The organism is Streptomyces sp. MMG1533, assembly GCF_001279775.1.
Taxonomy (GTDB): Bacteria; Actinomycetota; Actinomycetes; order Streptomycetales; family Streptomycetaceae; genus Streptomyces.
Window position 1 is genome coordinate 1 of sequence record NZ_LGDG01000263.1, and the last position, 16,939, is coordinate 16,939.

Annotated in this window: 17 protein-coding genes; 8 read left to right on the plus strand and 9 right to left on the minus strand. The window is 71.6% G+C overall.

Features of this window, described 5'->3' with window-relative positions; translation table 11 throughout:
* Positions 1-186 precede the first annotated feature (186 nt).
* Both ADK57_RS39800 and ADK57_RS39805 read left to right on the plus strand, forming a co-directional pair.
* Positions 187-951, plus strand: coding sequence for a DUF4239 domain-containing protein (locus ADK57_RS39800; protein WP_078973588.1), 765 nt, complete (start codon positions 187-189; stop codon positions 949-951).
* A gap of 245 nt (positions 952-1,196) precedes the next feature.
* Positions 1,197-1,712: a hypothetical protein gene (locus ADK57_RS39805; protein WP_053754605.1), complete on the plus strand. Its 516-nt coding sequence runs from the start codon at positions 1,197-1,199 to the stop codon at positions 1,710-1,712.
* A 126-nt stretch (positions 1,713-1,838) separates the two neighbouring features.
* Here the strand turns inward: ADK57_RS39805 and ADK57_RS39810 are convergent, their stop codons facing one another.
* Entirely contained in the window at positions 1,839-2,336 is a 498-nt protein-coding gene (locus ADK57_RS39810) for a hypothetical protein (RefSeq protein ID WP_053754606.1), read from the minus strand.
* 332 nt (positions 2,337-2,668) lie between these two features.
* On the opposite strand from ADK57_RS39810, the gene ADK57_RS39815 reads away from it, so the two are divergent.
* Complete coding sequence (locus ADK57_RS39815) at positions 2,669-3,334, plus strand: class F sortase (protein WP_053754607.1); 666 nt, start codon at positions 2,669-2,671, stop codon at positions 3,332-3,334.
* A gap of 33 nt (positions 3,335-3,367) precedes the next feature.
* On the opposite strand, the gene ADK57_RS39820 is transcribed toward ADK57_RS39815, so the two are convergent.
* Positions 3,368-4,216: a polysaccharide deacetylase family protein gene (locus tag ADK57_RS39820; protein WP_053754608.1), complete on the minus strand. Its 849-nt coding sequence runs from the start codon at positions 4,214-4,216 to the stop codon at positions 3,368-3,370.
* A gap of 121 nt (positions 4,217-4,337) precedes the next feature.
* Entirely contained in the window at positions 4,338-7,601 is a 3,264-nt protein-coding gene (gene lysX, locus ADK57_RS39825; RefSeq protein WP_078973589.1) for a bifunctional lysylphosphatidylglycerol synthetase/lysine--tRNA ligase LysX, read from the minus strand.
* A gap of 89 nt (positions 7,602-7,690) precedes the next feature.
* On the opposite strand from lysX, the gene ADK57_RS39830 reads away from it, so the two are divergent.
* Positions 7,691-8,167 carry a universal stress protein gene (locus ADK57_RS39830; protein ID WP_053754609.1) on the plus strand — a complete coding sequence of 159 codons (477 nt, stop codon included), beginning with the start codon at positions 7,691-7,693 and terminating at the stop codon, positions 8,165-8,167.
* A gap of 63 nt (positions 8,168-8,230) precedes the next feature.
* Here the strand turns inward: ADK57_RS39830 and ADK57_RS39835 are convergent, their stop codons facing one another.
* Both ADK57_RS39835 and ADK57_RS51745 read right to left on the minus strand, forming a co-directional pair.
* Entirely contained in the window at positions 8,231-8,410 is a 180-nt protein-coding gene (locus ADK57_RS39835) for a hypothetical protein (RefSeq protein WP_053754610.1), read from the minus strand.
* Positions 8,411-8,609: 199 nt separating this feature from the next.
* Positions 8,610-8,855, minus strand: coding sequence for an alpha/beta fold hydrolase (locus tag ADK57_RS51745; RefSeq protein WP_420711963.1), 246 nt, complete (start codon positions 8,853-8,855; stop codon positions 8,610-8,612).
* Here ADK57_RS51745 and ADK57_RS51750 point away from each other — a divergent pair.
* Entirely contained in the window at positions 8,848-8,991 is a 144-nt protein-coding gene (locus tag ADK57_RS51750) for a hypothetical protein (RefSeq protein ID WP_324612263.1), read from the plus strand. The genes ADK57_RS51745 and ADK57_RS51750 overlap by 8 nt on opposite strands.
* A gap of 6 nt (positions 8,992-8,997) precedes the next feature.
* Here the strand turns inward: ADK57_RS51750 and ADK57_RS39845 are convergent, their stop codons facing one another.
* The gene (locus tag ADK57_RS39845; protein WP_053754611.1) at positions 8,998-10,149 is read right to left on the minus strand and encodes a CapA family protein; all 1,152 of its coding nucleotides are present in this window, start codon (positions 10,147-10,149) and stop codon (positions 8,998-9,000) included.
* Between the two features lie 213 nt (positions 10,150-10,362).
* Here ADK57_RS39845 and ADK57_RS39850 point away from each other — a divergent pair, with 213 nt between their 5' ends.
* From ADK57_RS39850 to ADK57_RS39860, 3 genes are all read left to right on the plus strand, one after another.
* Positions 10,363-10,908, plus strand: coding sequence for a sigma-70 family RNA polymerase sigma factor (locus ADK57_RS39850; RefSeq protein ID WP_053754612.1), 546 nt, complete (start codon positions 10,363-10,365; stop codon positions 10,906-10,908).
* A gap of 135 nt (positions 10,909-11,043) precedes the next feature.
* On the plus strand, positions 11,044-11,559 hold the full coding sequence (locus ADK57_RS39855) for a hypothetical protein (protein WP_053754613.1): 516 nt from the start codon (positions 11,044-11,046) through the stop codon (positions 11,557-11,559).
* Positions 11,560-11,709: 150 nt separating this feature from the next.
* Entirely contained in the window at positions 11,710-12,363 is a 654-nt protein-coding gene (locus tag ADK57_RS39860; RefSeq protein ID WP_053754614.1) for a zf-HC2 domain-containing protein, read from the plus strand.
* 60 nt (positions 12,364-12,423) lie between these two features.
* On the opposite strand, the gene ADK57_RS39865 is transcribed toward ADK57_RS39860, so the two are convergent.
* The 3 genes from ADK57_RS39865 to ADK57_RS39875 all read right to left on the minus strand — a co-directional run bounded on the left by ADK57_RS39865 (position 12,424) and on the right by ADK57_RS39875 (position 16,823).
* Positions 12,424-13,287 carry an Fpg/Nei family DNA glycosylase gene (locus tag ADK57_RS39865; RefSeq protein ID WP_053754615.1) on the minus strand — a complete coding sequence of 288 codons (864 nt, stop codon included), beginning with the start codon at positions 13,285-13,287 and terminating at the stop codon, positions 12,424-12,426.
* A gap of 31 nt (positions 13,288-13,318) precedes the next feature.
* Positions 13,319-15,406, minus strand: coding sequence for a SpoIIE family protein phosphatase (locus tag ADK57_RS39870; protein ID WP_053754616.1), 2,088 nt, complete (start codon positions 15,404-15,406; stop codon positions 13,319-13,321).
* A gap of 64 nt (positions 15,407-15,470) precedes the next feature.
* Positions 15,471-16,823, minus strand: a complete 1,353-nt coding sequence (locus ADK57_RS39875; protein ID WP_053754646.1) for a DUF6777 domain-containing protein — start codon at positions 16,821-16,823, stop codon at positions 15,471-15,473.
* Positions 16,824-16,939: the final 116 nt, after the last annotated feature.

Sequence of the window (16,939 nt, forward strand, 5' to 3'; positions counted from 1 at the left end):
GCGAAGCCCACCCCGCGCCCGTCCGCCACCGCGGTCACGTATCCGCGGTACACGGCGCACCACCCCCACAAACGACCGGCCCACGGTGCCACGTCGCCGGTCACCTACGTCCTGCTCATCACCGTGCCCGCGGTGATCGCCGTCGCCGCGCTGCGGCCGCGCTAGTGCTGACCCTGGAGGCACCCCTTGCCGGAATGGCTTGTTCTCACCCTCGCGATGCTGGCCGTCTGCGTCGTGGTGGTCGCCATCACCTTCGTACGGCACCGCAGGGCGCCCGAGGACGAGGACCCCAGCGAGACGCCGGACGTCATCGAGTACATGACGATGTGGATCGGCGTGGTGTACGCCATCGTCCTGGGTCTGGCCATCGCCGGTGTCTGGGAGGCGCGCAGCGCGGCGCAGGACCATGTCCAGGCGGAGGCGCAGGCCCTGCACGAGATCTCGGAGCGGGTCCGGGTCTATCCGACCGACGTCCGTGACCGTATTCGGGACGATGTCAACGCCTATGTCGGACACGTCGTGAACACCGAGTGGGAGTCGATGGCCGACACCGGTCAGGTCACCGACCGGGGCACCGAGCTCCTGGAGCGGGTCCGCACGGACGTCACCGACTACGAGCCGCGGACCGACTTCGAGGCCCAGGCCTACCAGCCGGTCCTCGACCAGATGGCCACCGCGGACCAGGCACGCAACTCCCGGGCGGACTCGGCGGCGCCCACCATGCCGGGCGTGGTGTGGTTCGGGCTCATCGGCGGCGGGGTGGTCACCATCGGGATGATCTTCGCGCTGCAGATCCGGCGCACGCCACGCGAACTGGTCCTCGCCGGGCTGTTCTCCGCGCTGATCGCCTTCCTGCTCTTCCTGATCTGGGACTTCGACGCGCCCTACAGCCGGGGCATCACGGCGTCGGCCGACCCGTTCCTGAGTCTCTTCCCGGACGCCAAGCGCTGACGACGCCCACCGGTACCGCCGCTGACAGGTGCCCACCACAGAGTCGGCCGGGAGACGCCCGGCACGCCGCCGTTGTCCCCCGGCCGCAGGAACGCGATCCCCTGAGCGGCCCACACGCTTGCCCCATTCGCGCGACTGCGATCGCGGAGACGCACACATGTTCCTAGCGTTTCGGTCATCGAGGTGCATTACCGGCGAAGCGGAAAAGGTCCGCAGCTGCTCCTCGGGGACCCGGAGGATTCATCATGCGCGCGATACGCGTGGCTTCGGCCGCACTGCTGGGCGTGAGCGCCCTGACCCTCACCGCCTGCGCCACCCAGGCGAGCGCCGAGACCTCCGGCTTCCGGGTCGCCGTCGTACCCACGACCATCGCGGCGGGCGGACAGGTGACCCTCCGCGCGACCGGCTGCGACCAGGACGTGTTCGTCTCCTCCGGCGTCTTCGACGACCTCACCATCCGCAGGACCCAGACGTCGGCCACGGCCATGGTCGACTGGGACGCCAAACCGGGCGCCATTTACGAGGTGACGTTCCACTGCGGCACCTTCTGGCAGAACGCGAGCCTCACCATCGCCGGCGGCCGCCCCATCCAGCCGACGCCGGTTCCGTTGACCCCCGACCGCGGTGTGCACGCCGGTGAGGGCGGCAGCTTCGCCGGGTTCGACCTCAAGGAGATCGGCCTGGGGGCCGCGCTCATCACGGGTTCGGTCGGGGCGGCGTACTACTTCTCCCGTCGCCGCACCGACGAGGACGGCGCCTGACGGCGCCGACCACGGCACGGGCCTTCGCCCCGGATCCCTGAAGGGACCGGGGCGAAGGCCCGTGCGGGTGCGATCCGGTGTCTCCGAAGGGGGGAGGTCAGACCGGTTTTTGAAGCTCTCGGGCCGTCAGATCCGCTTCTCGGTCCGACGGCGCATCCAGAACACGCCTGCGCCGACGACGGCCGCGGCCACGAGCCCGCCACCGATGGCGATGTCGGTCGGGGTCGCCCCGGTGGAGCTGCCGCCGCCGATACCGCCCTGGACACCGCCGATGACGGTGAAGGCGGCCGGGTTCGTCAGGGTCCGGCCGTTGCAGTTGACCGTGATGCTGTGCGAACCCGGACGCGCGTTGTCGTTGACCGTCGCGGTGCCCTTCGACGTCTGGTTGGCGCCGTGGATCGGCGTCAGCGTGGTGCTCGGGAACGCGTCCGAGGTCATGGTGCCGCCGGTGGGGCAGTCGTCGACGGTGACGGTCAGCTGCCCGCCGCGGGCGATGACACTGGGCAGGGCGACGATGTTGCTCGGGCTGACGCCCATGCCGTCCCGAGCGACGGCCGCGGGGGCGGCGAGCCCGAGAGCGGCGACGGCGGCGCCGGTGACCGCCAGGGCACGAGTAGTACGCATGTGATCCTCCGCGAGAGACGCCCCGGGAACCGTCCCCGGTCGATCGGCGAGAAAACGCCTCCCAGACAGACCCTCAGATGCCTGGCACGGAGCCGCATTTCGGGAATGGTCCGTCCTGGTGAGAGGACACGCCGAGCGATAAGCGCACAATCGGATATCTCCGCAGGTCACGGACCGTCAGAAAATTCCTGCCCGCGGCAACTCGGATGGCGCACCACAGGTGTCCGGGCCACCCGTTCGCGTCCGTCCCGTCGCCGGTTTCCCGCGCGGGACTTAGCGTTCTCGTATGCGCGAACAGACGTGGCGACGGCCGCGTCGAGAGGGGAAGTCGAATGTCTGCGTCCGAGCTGGCCGAACTGGCCGAAGAGGCGGAGCGGCGGAAGAAGCGCGCTCCCTGGGGCGTGATAGCGCTTGTTCTGCTGACCGGCCTCGCGCTCATTCGCAATGGCTCGGGAGAGTTCGACGTCGGGCCGCCGCAGCCCGCGTCGGCGGCCGCGGCGGACAGTCGCCTTCCCGACGGCGCCAGGGCACCCGATCCCCTCCCCTACTCCCTGCCCGACCGGGTCAGGCTCCCTGCGATCCAGGTGGACGCGCCGGTCATTCCGGTGGGCCTGGACGCGGACGGCTGGGTGGCCGCGCCGCCGCCGGAGGACCCGAACCTGGCCGGCTGGTTCACCGGCGGTGTCTCCCCCGGCGAGAAGGGCACCGCGGTCGTCGTCGGCCACGTCGACAACCAACAGGGGCCCGCCGTGTTCTACGGACTGGGGGCCCTGAAGAAGGGCAGTGGCGTCGAGGTCGCGCGCAAGGACGGAAAGACGGCCGTGTTCGAGATCTACGGCATCGAGGTCTTCGCGAAGAACGACTTCCCCGGCGACCGTGTCTACGGTTCCAAGGGCAGCCCCGAATTGCGGGTCATCACCTGCGGGGGCGGTTTCTCCAAGCAGAGCGGTTACGACGGAAACGTCGTCGCATTCGCCCGCCTGGTCGAGGTCCGCTGAGCGATCTCCGACCGGGCGGGCGGCGTATTCCGGTTATGTGTGCTGCCGTCGCGGGACGGTGATGTGGTAACCGGAATCGAGCAGTTGTGGCAGATATTCATGCAGCGCCCGGACACTCTGGGTGCGGTCGCCCCCGGCGTCGTGCGAGAGCACCACGACACCGGGGGCGGCGCCGTTCTCCACGCGCCCGACGATGGTCCGGGTGCCGGGGGTGGTCCAGTCGAGGCTGTCGACGGTCCAGGCCAGCGGTTCCATTCCGAGTTCGGCGCCGAGTTGGAAGGCGGCGCGGTTCCAGGCTCCGTAGGGTGCGCGGAACCACAGGGGCCGCTCGCCGTACGCCTCCTCGATGACGTCGCAGGTACGTTCCATCTCCGAGCGGATCCGCCCGCGGCTCAGGCGGGTGAGCATCGGGTGGGACCAGGTGTGGTTGCCGACGACGTGCCCCTCGTCGGCCATGCGGGACAGCAGGTCCCGGTTGCCGGCCGCCATCGCCCCGCACACGAAGAACATCGCGCGGACGTCGTACTTCGCCAGGGTGTCCAGGATGTCGGGGGTGAAGCGGCGGTCGGGCCCGTCGTCGAAGGTCAGCACCATGGAGCTGCCGCGTCCGGACACGCGCAGGAACGGCTCGCGCCGTACCAGGGTCCGGCCGGGCGCGGTCCGTGGCGGGCCGTATCCGGTCAGGGGCTGGAGGCGGTAGGCGGAGGGCTTGAGTGCGTGGCGCGCCCGGGGGCCGGAAGCGGGGAGGGCGCGCCGTACCGGCTCTTCGCCGTTGACCGCCGCCAGCACTCCGGCCGTGCCGGCCGCGCCGCAGACCGCGGCACCGGCGAGCAACGCCCGGCGCCGTGTGAACAGCCGTGTGAGCAACTGATCCTTCGTCATGACTCATCAGTCGCCCAAGGCGGACCCGGCGCACCGCAGCAACACCGGGGCGGCGGCACGATTCCACCCGCCCGGCCCATTCGCGGTGAACGCGGCCTCACCCGTCCCGGGGAGCACACCGTCAGCGGCGGCGCACCAGCGGGAACGGCAGCGTTTCGCGGATCGTCAGGCCTGTGAGGAACATGATCAGTCGGTCGACGCCGATGCCCAGGCCGCCGGTGGGCGGCATGGCGTATTCGAGAGTGTCGAGGAAGTCCTCGTCCAGTTCCATCGCCTCCGGGTCTCCCCCGGCGGCCAGGAGGGACTGGGCGGTGAGGCGGCGGCGCTGTTCGACGGGGTCGGTGAGCTCGGAGTAGGCGGTGCCGAGTTCGGTACCGAAGGCGACGAGGTCCCAGCGTTCGGCGAGCCGCGGGTCGGTGCGGTGCTGGCGGGTGAGCGGGGAGACGTCGGTCGGGAAGTCCTTGTAGAAGGTCGGCAGCTGGGTCCGCTCCTCCACCAGCCGCTCGTACATCTCCAGGACGACGTCCCCGCGCCCGTCGTCGGCGGTGTACGGCACTCCGGCGCGGTCGCACAGCCGGTGCAGGGCCGGTAGGTCGGTGTCGGCGTCGACCTCCTCCCCCAGTGCCTCGGAGATCGCGCCGTGGACCGTCCTGACCGGCCACGGCCCCGAGATGTCGTACTCCTTGCCGTCCTTGCGGGCCACGGGCGAGCCGAGGGCTGCGGTGGCGGCGCCCTGGATGAGGTCTCGGGTGAGGTCGAGCATCACGTCGTAGTCGGCGTACGCCTGGTAGGCCTCCAGCATCGTGAACTCGGGGTTGTGCTTGTAGGAGACGCCCTCGTTGCGGAAGGTGCGGCCCATCTCGAAGACCTTCTCCAGGCCGCCGACGCACAGCCGCTTCAGGTACAGCTCGGGGGCGATGCGCAGGTAGAGGTCGAGGTCGTAGGCGTTGATGTGGGTGGTGAAGGGGCGGGCGTTGGCGCCGCCGTGGATCTGCTGGAGCATCGGCGTCTCGACCTCCAGGTAGCCGCGCTCCAGGAGGCCCTGGCGCAGGGCCTGTACGGCGGTGGAGCGGGCACGGACCACCTCGCGGGCGTCGGGGCTCGCGACCAGGTCGAGGTAGCGCATGCGGACCTTGGCCTCGGGATCGGTCAGGCCCCGGCGCTTGTCGGGCAGCGGGCGCAGGCACTTGCCGAGGAGCTGCCACGAGGTGACGAAGACGGTGGGTTCGCCCTTGTCGCTCACTCCCGCCGGGCCCGTGGCAGTGATGTGGTCGCCGATGTCGGTGTCGGTCCTGAAGCGGTCCAGGCCGTCGCGCGTGAGGGCCAGTTGGTGATCCCCGGACCAGTCGCGCAGCGTGACGAAGACGATGCCGCCGAAGTCGCGCACCCGCATGATCCGCCCCGCGACGGTGACCCGCTCGCCTTCGCGGACGTCGGCGAGGGCGTGGGTGCGGGCCGGGACGCCCACCGGGTAGGGGTCGATGCCTTCGGCGCGCAGCCGGTCGAGGGTGCGGTGCCGGATGCGGACCTGTTCGGGCAGGTCCGCATCCGGTTCGGCCCCGGCCTCGTCCCCTCCGTCGAGGCCGAGCGCCGAGAGCGACGGCAGCCCTTCGGTGGTGGCCGGCCGCTGCCCGCCCTTCGGGTGCCCTTTTCCCCAGAGTTTGCGCAACGACGGCACGGAGACGAAGCCTTCGGCGATTCCGGAGGCCAGGCCGATGCGGGCGAGGGCGCCGGTCTCGCCGTAGCAGATGAAGCGCGGGTACCAGGCGGGGCGGTACTTGGCGTTGGAGCGGTAGAGGGCCTCCAGCTGCCACCACCTGGAGAAGAACAGGAGCAGGCGCCGCCAGAGTCTGAGCACCGGTCCGGCGCCGATTCGGGCGCCCTCCTCGAAGACCGAGCGGAAGACGGCGAAGTTGAGGGAGATCCGGCGCACGCCCAGTTTGGGTGCCGACGCGCACAGTTCGGCGACCATGAACTCCATGACGCCGTTGGGGGCGCCGCGGTCACGGCGCATCAGGTCGAGGGAGACGCCGTCCCTGCCCCAGGGCACGAAGGAGAGCAGGGCGAGGAGGTGGCCGTCCTGGCCGAGGGCTTCGACAAGGAGGCAGTCGCCGTCGGCGGGGTCGCCGAGGCGGTCGAGCGCCATGGAGAAGCCGCGTTCGGTCTCGGTGTCGCGCCAGGCGTCGGCCTTCGCGACGACCGCCTCCATCTCCTCGTCGGTGAGGGCGGAGTGGCGGCGGACGCGACAGGTGGCGCCGGTGCGGCGGACCCGGTGCACGGCCTGCCGGGTCACGCGCATCTCGCGGCCGTTCAGGTCGAAGTCGGGCACGTGCAGGATGGCCTCGTCGCCGAGTTGGAGGGCGCCGAGGCCGGCACGGGCGAAGGCCGTGGCGCCGTCTTCGGAGGCGCCCATCGCGGCGGGCGCCCAGGCGTGCCGGCGGGCGACGTCCAGCCACGTGGCGATGGCGTGCGGCCAGGCTTCCCGGTCGCCGACGGGGTCGCCGCCGGCGAGGCACACGCCGGCCTCGACGCGGTAGGTGACGGCGGCCTTGCCGCTGGGCGAGAAGACGACGGCCTTGTCTCGGCGGGTGGCGAAGTAGCCGAGGGAGTCCCGGTCGCCGTACCGCTTGAGGAGGGCGCGGATGCGGGCCTCCTCGTCGCCGTGCAGGGCGGCCTCCATGCGCTGCGAGCGGAAGAGCGTGGCGCAGGCGCTGAGCAGGGCGAGGGCACCGAACAGGCCGAGCAGGAAGAACAGGGGGCGGGGCGGGCGGCCGTCGTAGGAACCGCCGGAGACCAGACCGCCGCAGACCCGGTCGGCCGCCCACGCGAGACGCTGGCCGCGCGGCAGGGTGCCCGGGAAGACCTCGACCAGTCCCCAGCCGGCCAGGATCCCGACCGCCAGCCCGACGAACAGGACGGCGAGCGCCCGTCGTACGGCGGCCCGGCGCGAGGCGGCGTAGAACTCCCGCCGGGCCACGATCAGCAGGGCCAGCGCTAGGGCGCACACGACGAGGGACGGGATCGAGTCGCCGTACAGGCCCACCGCGACGCCGAGGACGTCGGCCAGGATCAGCAGGCCGAGGTAGACGACCACCAGCCACCAGGCGACCTTCTTGCGGGCGGCGGTCGCGGCGGCCAGCAGGAACAGGAAGACGGCGTAGGCGAGATTGGCGCTGACCGGGACGACCAGTTGGTCGAGGAACCGGACGACCGGGCGGAGCAGGGTGCGAAGGGGCGGGACGAGGGCGAGGAGCACACAGAGCAGTCCGAGGGCACCGAAGAAAGCGGCGCATCCCTCCGGCACCCTGCTGAGGTAGCCGGCTCCGGGCGGCCGCATCGGGGCCCTGATGTCCTTCGCCGGAGCGTCCTCCATGGTGGCACTCATGTTCCGACTGTAGGAACAGCCCGGCCTCCTCGCCCGTCGAGAAGTCCCGGGCGAGGGCAGGACCTGCGGTTTCCGATAGCCTCGCAGCCGTGACGGAACAGCAGCACTCGCACTCGCACTCTCACCGGTTCGAGCGGGGCACGGACGGCCCGAAGGTCATCGTGGTCGGCGTGGACGGCTCCGACTCCTCGCTCCGCGCCGCGGCATATGCCGGCGGGCTGGCCCGGCGCCAGCACGCGCTGCTCGCGGTCGTGTACGTGCAGCCGATGCTCGCGGCGGGCGCGGCGCTCGGGGCGCCGGTCGCCGACACGACCGACGAGATCGCCGAGGACCTGGTGGCGCAGATCCGGGAGGCGACGGAGCGGACCAAGGGGATATTCGATGTGCGCTGGGAGTTCCACACCTTCCGCGGCGACCCCTACAACGGCCTGGTGAAGGCGGCGGACGACCTCAAGGCGGACGCGGTGGTGGTGGGCGCCTCCGAGCAGGCCGGCCACCGGATCATCGGCTCGGTGGCGGTGCGGCTGGTGAAGGCCGGGCGGTGGCCGGTGACGGTGGTGCCGTAGCCGGGCGGCCCGCCCCGTGGCGGCCGGTGGCGGCAGGCCTGGTGCTCCGGCTCGCGCCGCGGGTCAGCGATATCCGCGCTTCTTCTGCTCGACCCAGACGACCGGGGCGCTCACGGCCATCACCGCCACCACGACGAGCAGCAGCCACGTCGGATGCCCGAAGAACAGCGACACCACGTACGTGACGATCGCCGCCAGGCCCGCCAGGCTCGCCAGGCTCGCCCACAACTCACGCCCGCTCATCGGTTCCCCCTCAACCCACCCCGCCCGACCACGCTCGGGAGCGTGATCTTTTCAGAGGGTGCGGAGGAAGTCGAGAAGCATCTCGTTGAGTGGAGGGCCATCTCCCGCAAGCGGCGCAGGATGTCCTGGTCGATGTCGTCGGCGGTCCGGTGCCGACCGTGCACGCCGCGCCCCATAGGCCGTGAGCCGGCCCTCGATGTCACCGGCGCCCAGCGTGCGCGCGAACTCGGCCCGGATCTCCCGGTTCCGGGGATCCGTGTACCGGACGTCGCCGGTCGCGGCCCCCGCAGGTGACCACCGCGCGGACGAGCTCCGGGTACTCCAGCACCGTGTCGGTGGCGATCACCCCGCCCATCGACAGGCCGACGAGGACCGCGGGTCCCGCGTCGAGGTGGCGCAGCAGGGCGGCGAGGTCATCGGCCCGGCGGAACGGCTCGGTGGCCACCGTCACCGCCGTCCTGGCGCGGGAACACACCCTCAACCGGCAGGTGGGCGGCGATCTGACCGGCGCCGAGGTGCGGGCGGGCGTGCGGGTGCCGACCGAGATGGTGCGCACCTTCGACCACGTGGACATCGACTGACCCGGACTACTTCCCCATCACCAGCCCGTCCTTCGCCGCACCCCGGCTCAGCACCACGTCCCGGATCCGGTCGCGCACCCCGCGCATCTCGGCGCCATGGGCGAGCGCCTGGTTGAGGTTCACCACCCGGCCGGCGTCGACGTCGAACACCTGCGGCACGAACTCCGCCTTCGTCACCCGCCAGCGCTCCCCCGGCCCGGCGGGCGGGGCGAACGTGAAGCGGCCGACGGTGGACTGGTTGCCGCGCGGGTCCTGTGCGCCCTGGTGGTTGAACATCTCGCCCGCGATCTGGTCGCCCATGCCGTAGATCACCCAGGTGCCGTTGACCTTTTCGTACGCCTGCGGGACGTGCGCATGGGTGCCGAGGATCAGGTCGATGTCGGGGCGGCCGCCGGTGCGGGCGGCCGTGAGTGCGCCGGCCAGGGAGAGTTGGCGCTCGTCGGGCTCGTCCTGCCATTCGGTGCCCCAGTGCATGGACACGACGACGACGTCGGCGCCCGCGGCCCGGGCCGCCCGGGCGTCCGCGACGATCTTGTTCTCGTCGATCAGGTTGACGGCCCAGGGCTGCCCCTGCGGGAGCGGGAACCCGTTCGTGTCGTACGTGTAGGCGAGGTGCGCGACCTTCGCGGGACCCGCGCGCAGCACCGTGACCGTGCGCGCCTCGGCCTCGGTGCGCGCCGAACCGGCGTGGCCCACGCCCACACGGTCGAGGGCGTCCAGGGTGCGGCGGATGCCGTCGGCCCCGTCGTCGAGGCTGTGGTTGGAGGCGGTGGAGCAGCCGTCGTAGCCGGTGGCGGCGAGGCCCGTGGCCACTTCGGGCGGGGACTTGAACGTGGGGTAGCCGGTGTAGTCGCCGTTCTCGCCGTAGACGGTCTCCATGTGACACAGCGCCAGATCGGCGCGGGAGACGAGCGGCTCGACGCCGGCGAGCATCGGACGGAAGTCGTAGCCGGTGCCGCCCGAGTCGAAGCGGGCGCGGTCGATGATGGAGCTGTGCGGGAGGACGTCGCCGGAGGCGACGAGCGTGAAGCCCTTGTCCTTGGTCGGCGCGGGATGTCCCGGCCGGGCGGGCGCCCCCTGGTCCTGGGCCTGACAGGCGGCGCCCGCGGCGAGGAGGGCCGTGAGGGCCAGGGCCACCTGCCGTCTGCGTGCAATCATCAGTTCACCCCACTGTGATCATATTTACTCACAAATAGGTATGATGCTGGAGACGCCCGCAAACAACCTTTTCGCCCTCTTTAGCCCGTCCGGAGCGCGCGAACGGCCGGATGCGGACCGTTCGTCGAACCGTTCGTCGACGCGATCGACCGTCCGCCGCAGACATGTGCGCCCGCCCTGTCCAGAAACGGCCCCCTGTTGTGCCATACGGCCATGACGGCCGGAACCACTCTCAGAAACGGGACGACCGCCGAGCACGAGCTCGCCGCACTGCAGCGGGAGCACGGCCGGCCCCTTTTCGCGCTCTTGCTCCGGCTCTGCGACGGCGACCGGCAACGCGCCGAGGACCTCGTGCAGGAGACCCTCGTCCGCGCCTGGCAGCATCCCGAGGCCCTGCGCGCCGACGACTTCGAGTCCGTACGGCCGTGGCTGCTGACCGTGGGACGGCGACTCGCGATAGACGCGCGGCGGGCCCGGCAGGCGCGGCCCCCGGAGGTCGGCGACGCGATCCTGGAGAACGCCCGGGTGTGCGGCGACCACGCCGAGCGGGCGGCCGCCACCCTCGATGTGCGCGAGGCTGTGAAGACACTCACTCCGGAGCACCGTGAAGTCCTGGTGCTGGTGTACTTCCAGGGGGCGAGTGTGGCGGAGGCCGCGGAAATCCTCGGGATTCCGCCCGGTACCGTGAAGTCCCGCGCGTACTACGCGCTGCGCGCCCTGCGCCGGGTGCTTCCCGGATATGCGGCCGACCTGCGGTGAAACCCATGGCCGAGTCAAACCTCCGTAAAGCGCCTTGCCCCTGACCCCGGTTGAGTAATCGGCTGTCCTCATCCGTGTTCCGCACTGGGGCCCGGCAACGGGCGACGCGCACGCACCGGAGGAAGGCAGGAAGGAATGCTGCACAGAGGTCAAGAGAGCACGGACGGCGCCGGTGGCGGCGAACTCACCGTCCCCATGGCGTGGTTGTACGCCGAATACATCGCCGACGAGCTACTGCGGTCCGGGGATCTGATGCCGCCGACGTCGTTCGAGTTCCGAGCCGGGCGGGACGCCCTCGCCCTGACCATCTTCCTGTCCGACACCGACGGTGAACTGTCCGGCATCCAGGTCGTCTCCCAGCTGGACAACTGGCTGTCGCTGACGGCGTACGACCAGCCGTGGCAGGACTGGGTGGACGAGCGGATGACCGCGCTCGCCGCCGACGCGGTCGTCGCCGGCGGCCCCTCCCCCGACCTCGATCTGGCCCGGGCGGCCTGGCGCTGGCTGGAGGAGACCGAGCTGCTCGCGCCCGATCTGAACGCGGTGCCGGGAGGCGGTCCGGTGATCGGTGAGGACGAAGGGCCCAAGGTATGGACGCCTGCCTGGCAGCTCGGGTTGCCTCTGGGACACCTCGCCATCCACCTTTTTTAGATTCGTTTCGACTCGGACCAATCCGCGGGTCCGGCCGCTCCGAATCGTTGGTTGCGATTCTGTGTGCGCCTTGAGTGATTCGGCGGCCTGGTGCGTACCGGTGGGAGCAAGGAGTAACCCCACCCGCACCCAACGGCACGAGGATTCGTCATGAGGTCCCTGGAGAGGCATCGCGACGTCGGCGCGTACGCGCTCGGCGTGCTGGACGAGGCGGACGCGTTCCGCTTCGAGGACCACCTCATGGAGTGCCCCCGCTGTGCGGCACACGTGACCGAATTCGGGCCCGCGACCCGGCAGTTGATGCTGTACCGACGGGCGACACCGCGCGTCGTGCACCCCGCGGCACAGCCCGGTCCCCGGATGCTGGAGCGGCTCCTCGGCGAGGTCGCGGCACGGCACCGGGCGCGCCGCAGGCGACTGTGGTACGTCGTGGCCGCGTCGGTGGTGCTCGCGGTGGCCGGCTCCGGAGTCGTGATGATGACGAGCGGCGCCGAGGGGGCCGCTCGGGTCACCGCGACCGACGAACGCTCGGGTGTGTGGGCCGAGGTCACCACCGAGGACGAGGCCTACGGCAGCGACGTGGAGCTCAAGGTCAAGGACGGCGCCGGCCCCCGCTCCTGTCTCCTCATCGCCATCGGCCACGACGGCTCCGAACAGACGATCACCAACTGGGACGTCCCCAGCCACGACGCCCGCCCCAACACCATGCGCGGCGGCTCGTGGATGCACCCCGACCAGATCGCCCGCTACGAGGTCCGCACGGCGGACGGGGAGCACCTGGTGACGCTCCGGTCCCGCCAGTAGGCGCGTACGCGAACCAGGGTCACCGAGGTGGTGCGACGCGTCTCCTGGCACCGGGCCAGGTCACTTGAGCAGCCGCGACAGCCTTCGGTCCGCCAGCGGCCTGCCGCCCGTCTGGCAGGTCGGGCAGTACTGGAGCGAGGAGTCGCTGAAGGAGACCTCGCGGATGGTGTCGCCGCAGACCGGACAGGGTTCGCCGGTGCGGCCGTGGACGCGTAGGCCGCTCTTCTTCTCGGCCTTGAGGCGGCCGGCCGCTACGCCCCGGGAGCGCTCGATCGCCTCGGTGAGGGTCGTGCGGAGAGCCTCGTAGAGTCTGCTCGTCTCCTCCGGGGTGAGGCTCGAGGTCGGTTTGAAGGGGGACATCTTCGCCGCGTGCAGGATCTCGTCGCTGTAGGCGTTGCCCACGCCGGCGATGAGGCTCTGGTCGCGCAGGGCTCCCTTGATCTGCCGGCGTTCACCGTCGAGCAGGGCGGCGAGGCGGGCCTCGTCGAAGTCGTCGGCGAGCGGGTCGGGGCCGAGGCGGGCCACGCCCGGGACCTGCTGCGGCTCGTGGACGACGTACACCGCGAGGCGCTTTTGGGTGCCCGCCTCCGTCAGGTCGAAGCCCGCGCCGGTCTCCAGGGCCACCCGCAGGGCGAGGGGGCCCTTGCCGGGGCGGGGCGGGCCGTCGGGGAGCCTGTCCTTCCAGTGGAGCCAGCCGGCGCGGGCCAGATGGGTCACCAGGTGCGGGCCGCCGTCCGTCTCCAGGTCGAGGAACTTGCCGTGCCGGTGCACGGCGGTGACCTCGCGGCCCTCGACGGCGGTGAGCGGAGGGTCGTACGTCTTCAGGACACTGATCGCCACGGGCAGCACCCGGACGATCTCGTGGCCGACCAGGTGCTCGGTGAGGAAGTCCTTCAGCGCTTCGACCTCGGGGAGTTCCGGCATACGTCCAGAGTGCCACCGGTTGCGGGAGTGCTCAGGTCCGCTCCGGCACCACGAACTCGCACCACACGCACTTGCCGCCGCCCCGCGCATCCACGCCCCACACGTCGGCGAGCAGGTCCACGAGAAGCAGGCCCCGGCCGGAGACACCCGACTCACCCGCGTCCCGACGGCGCGGCAGGGCGCTGGAGGAGTCCTCCACCTCGACGCGCAGACGGCGGTCGCTGCCGGTGAGCACCCGCAGGGTGACGATCGCGGAGCCCTCGGTGTGCATCAGGGCGTTGGTGATCAGTTCGTCGGCGGCGAGTTCGATCTCGTCGGAGAGCTGCCCGGCGCCCCAGGCGCCGACCGCGGCGCGGATCATGTGCCGGGCCTCGGTGAGGGCCTTGGAGTCGCCGGGTGCCACATGCTGCAGGAGCCGGGCCCCGGACCGGGGAACATCCAGGCCGCGGCGGCGCAGCAGGAGCAGGGCGACGTCGTCGTCGCCGGCGCGTACCTCGGCCACGTCGATCAGGCGGTCGGCGAGGGCGCGGACGTCGTCCGGGCCGGTGGCGATGAGGGACGTCAGGATCTGCATACCGTCGTCGAGGTCGGCGCCGGGCCGTTCGACCAGGCCGTCGGTGCACAGCAGCAGGGTGTGGCCGGGGTCCAGTTCGAGGGTGGCGACGGGGTATTCGAGGCGCCCGAACTCGGCGGACAGGCCGAGCGGAAGTCCGCCCTCCACGGAGACACGGCGGCAGCCGCCGTCGGGGCGGCGGACGAGAGGGTCGATGTGGCCGGCCCGGACCACCTGGACCACGCCGGTGGACAGGTCGGCCTCCGCGTACAGGCAGGTCGCGAAGCGGTCGGTGTCGAGTTCGTGGAGGAAGACGGAGGCCCGGGCCATCACCGTCGCCGGGTTGTGCCCCTCGGCGGCGTACGCCCTGAGGACGATGCGCAGCTGGCCCATGACGGCGGCGGCGTGCGTGTCGTGGCCCTGGACGTCCCCGATGACGGCACCGACACGGCCGCCCGGCAGCGGGATGACGTCGTACCAGTCGCCGCCGATGTCCCGGCCGAGGGAGCCCGCGGCATTGCCGGCGCGATAGCGGACGGCGATGTCGGCGCCGGGGACGCTGGGGATGGTGCGCGGCAGCATGGCCTGCTGGAGCCCGGTGGCGAGGTCCATGTCCTGCTCGTAGAGCATGGCGCGCATGAGGCTCTGCGCGATGCTGCTGCCGAGCGCGACCAGGACGTTGCGGTCCTCCGGCGAGAAGCCGTGCCGGTCGCTGTAGAGCAGGCCCATGGCGCCGATCGGGCGGGCCTCGACGATGAGCGGGAGGTAGGCCGCCGAGGTGATGTTCAGGTCGGTGATGTGCGGCCAGAGGATCGGGTACCGGTCCGCGAACTCCTCCGGTGACTCGATGAAGCGCGGGCTGAGAGTCCGGACGGCCTCGCTCATCGGGTAGGGCTCGTCGATCCGGGTGACGTCGGTGCCGGGGACGAAGCTGCCCGCGGGGCCCTCGGCGACCAGCCGGATGCGGTCGGCCTCGACCAGGCCGAAGACCAGGCTGGTGGCACCCAGGTGGGTGAGGCCGTGGGTGTCCTTGAGCACGTCGATGACGTCCTGGACGGTGCGGGCATGGGCGAGGGCGGCGGTGGTGAGCTGCACGACGTTGGTCTGTTCGCGCAGGGCCGCGTCCAGGGCGGCCTGCTCGCGGCGGACCTCGCTGTCTCTGAGTTCCTGGGTGGCGTCCCGGACGATGCCGATGATCCGGCGCGGGCGGCCCGTCTCGTCGCGCCGGATGTAGCCCTGGGTGTGGGTCCAGCGCAGGGTGCCGTCGCGGCGGCGGATGCGGAAGTAGGCGCCGTAGTTCTCGCTGCCGTCCTTCATGGCCTTGGAGACCAGGGCGTCCAGCCGGTGGCCCTCGGCCTGCGGGATCCGGATACCGAGGGTCGTCGGGTAGCCGTCGTACTCGTCGGGGCGCAGGTCGAAGACCTCGTGGGCCTGGGCGTCCATGTGGAACAGACCGTTGTCCAGGTCCCAGTCGAAACTGCCCATGCGGTTGAGCGCCAGGATCGGATCCGGGTGGGCGGGCCAGTCGTCCGGGAGTGACAGGGCGCTCGCTCCCCGATCAACCATGGGGCCACCTTGCCAGGATTTGTCGGATTCTTCGACCGGGAGGCAGGCCTCTCGGTCACTGCCGTCAGCTGTCGAAGAGGTCGGTGGGGCTGCCGAAGACACTGTCAGTACCGGCCGGATCATCGGGGATCAGGCCGCCGCCGTCGGGCACGTCGGGGGTGTCCGGCACGGTCTCGGGGCCGAGCTCGTCCGGGGAGTCGCGGAAGGTGCCGGAGCCCTCGGCCGTGGGATCCCCGAAGGTCGGCACCTCCGGGGCCGTCGTCCCGGAATCGGGCACGCCCGTGCCGTCCGACGGGACGAGCGGGCGCTCCGGCTCGCCCGTCGGGGGCGTGGCCGCGACGGTGGCCGCGGGGCAGTGCGCGGCCTCGTTCGTGGACGGTGTCGTGGAGGGGGCTGCTGAGGGGGCCGGAGAGGGGGCCGTGGACGTGTCCGTCGGTTCGCCCGTCGGTACGCCTGTCGGTACGCCTGTCGGTACGCCCGTCGGCGCCTCGGCCGGTACGTCGTCGTCGGCGCCCGGTGTGACGGTGACGGTCGGGGTCGCGCAGTCGGTCGTCTCCGGGGAGGAGCTCGCGGACCTGCTCTCGTCGTCGGGGGACGCGCTGCCCTCGCCCGGCGAGGCACTGAAGGAGCTCTTGCCGGGGGTCGGCGTCAGCGGGTCCGGCACGGGCACGACACGGTCGTGGCGGACGTCGTGGCCGATACGCCGCTCGATCCAGGTGTTGTTGGCGACGCCGATGATCGTGATGTCGGTGATGACCTGGGTGGTCGGGGCCACCACGATCACCCGGTCGGGCCGGTATCCGGCCCAGGGGCGCCCGCCGGCGCCCGCGCTTGCGTGCGTCGCCACCGGCGGCTGCAGCGGGTTGCCGCAGGCGCAGCGGACGCGTGGGACGCCCCGGTTGTCGACGAGGACGGCGGTGCCGGCCTGGAGGACCGACTGGTAACTGGTCACCCGCCCGGCGCTGTAGCCGTGGTTGGTGACCCGCGTGTCGGCGCGCAGCGCGACCGGGGCCAATCCGCGCAGATAGGCCGGGATCGCCGCCTGGGAGATGCCCTCGACCTGAGCGAAGGCGCGGGCCTTCGCCCGGTCGGCGGTCAGGTGATCGATCTGCAGGTCGACGTCGCAGCTGCCGACCCGCTCGGCGCCGCCGTAGAGCCCGGGCGTCCCGCCGGACACCGGCCGTACGGCGGTCGGCCCCGACCGGCCCGGTTGCGGCGTTCGGGTGATCGGGGGCGGTGCGGCCGTCGAGGTCGCCGTGGAGTCCGTGAAGGGATCGGGCCCCTGGTCCACGACCGGCTGGAGGAAGAGTTCCCCGCTCGCCTTCGTGTCCCTGTCCCCGTCGCCGCCGCAGCCGGCGACGAGCAGCGCCGCCGAGAGCGCGCAGGCCGCGACGAGCGTTCCGGTGGGTATGCGCACCACACTCTCCCGTCCATCCCGTCCATCCCGTGCGGCGCCGCCGTCGGGGGCACCGCAGTTGCCACAATTGTCTGCTTCACTCACTTGGGTTACGCAAGCGGAGACCGAGGTACACG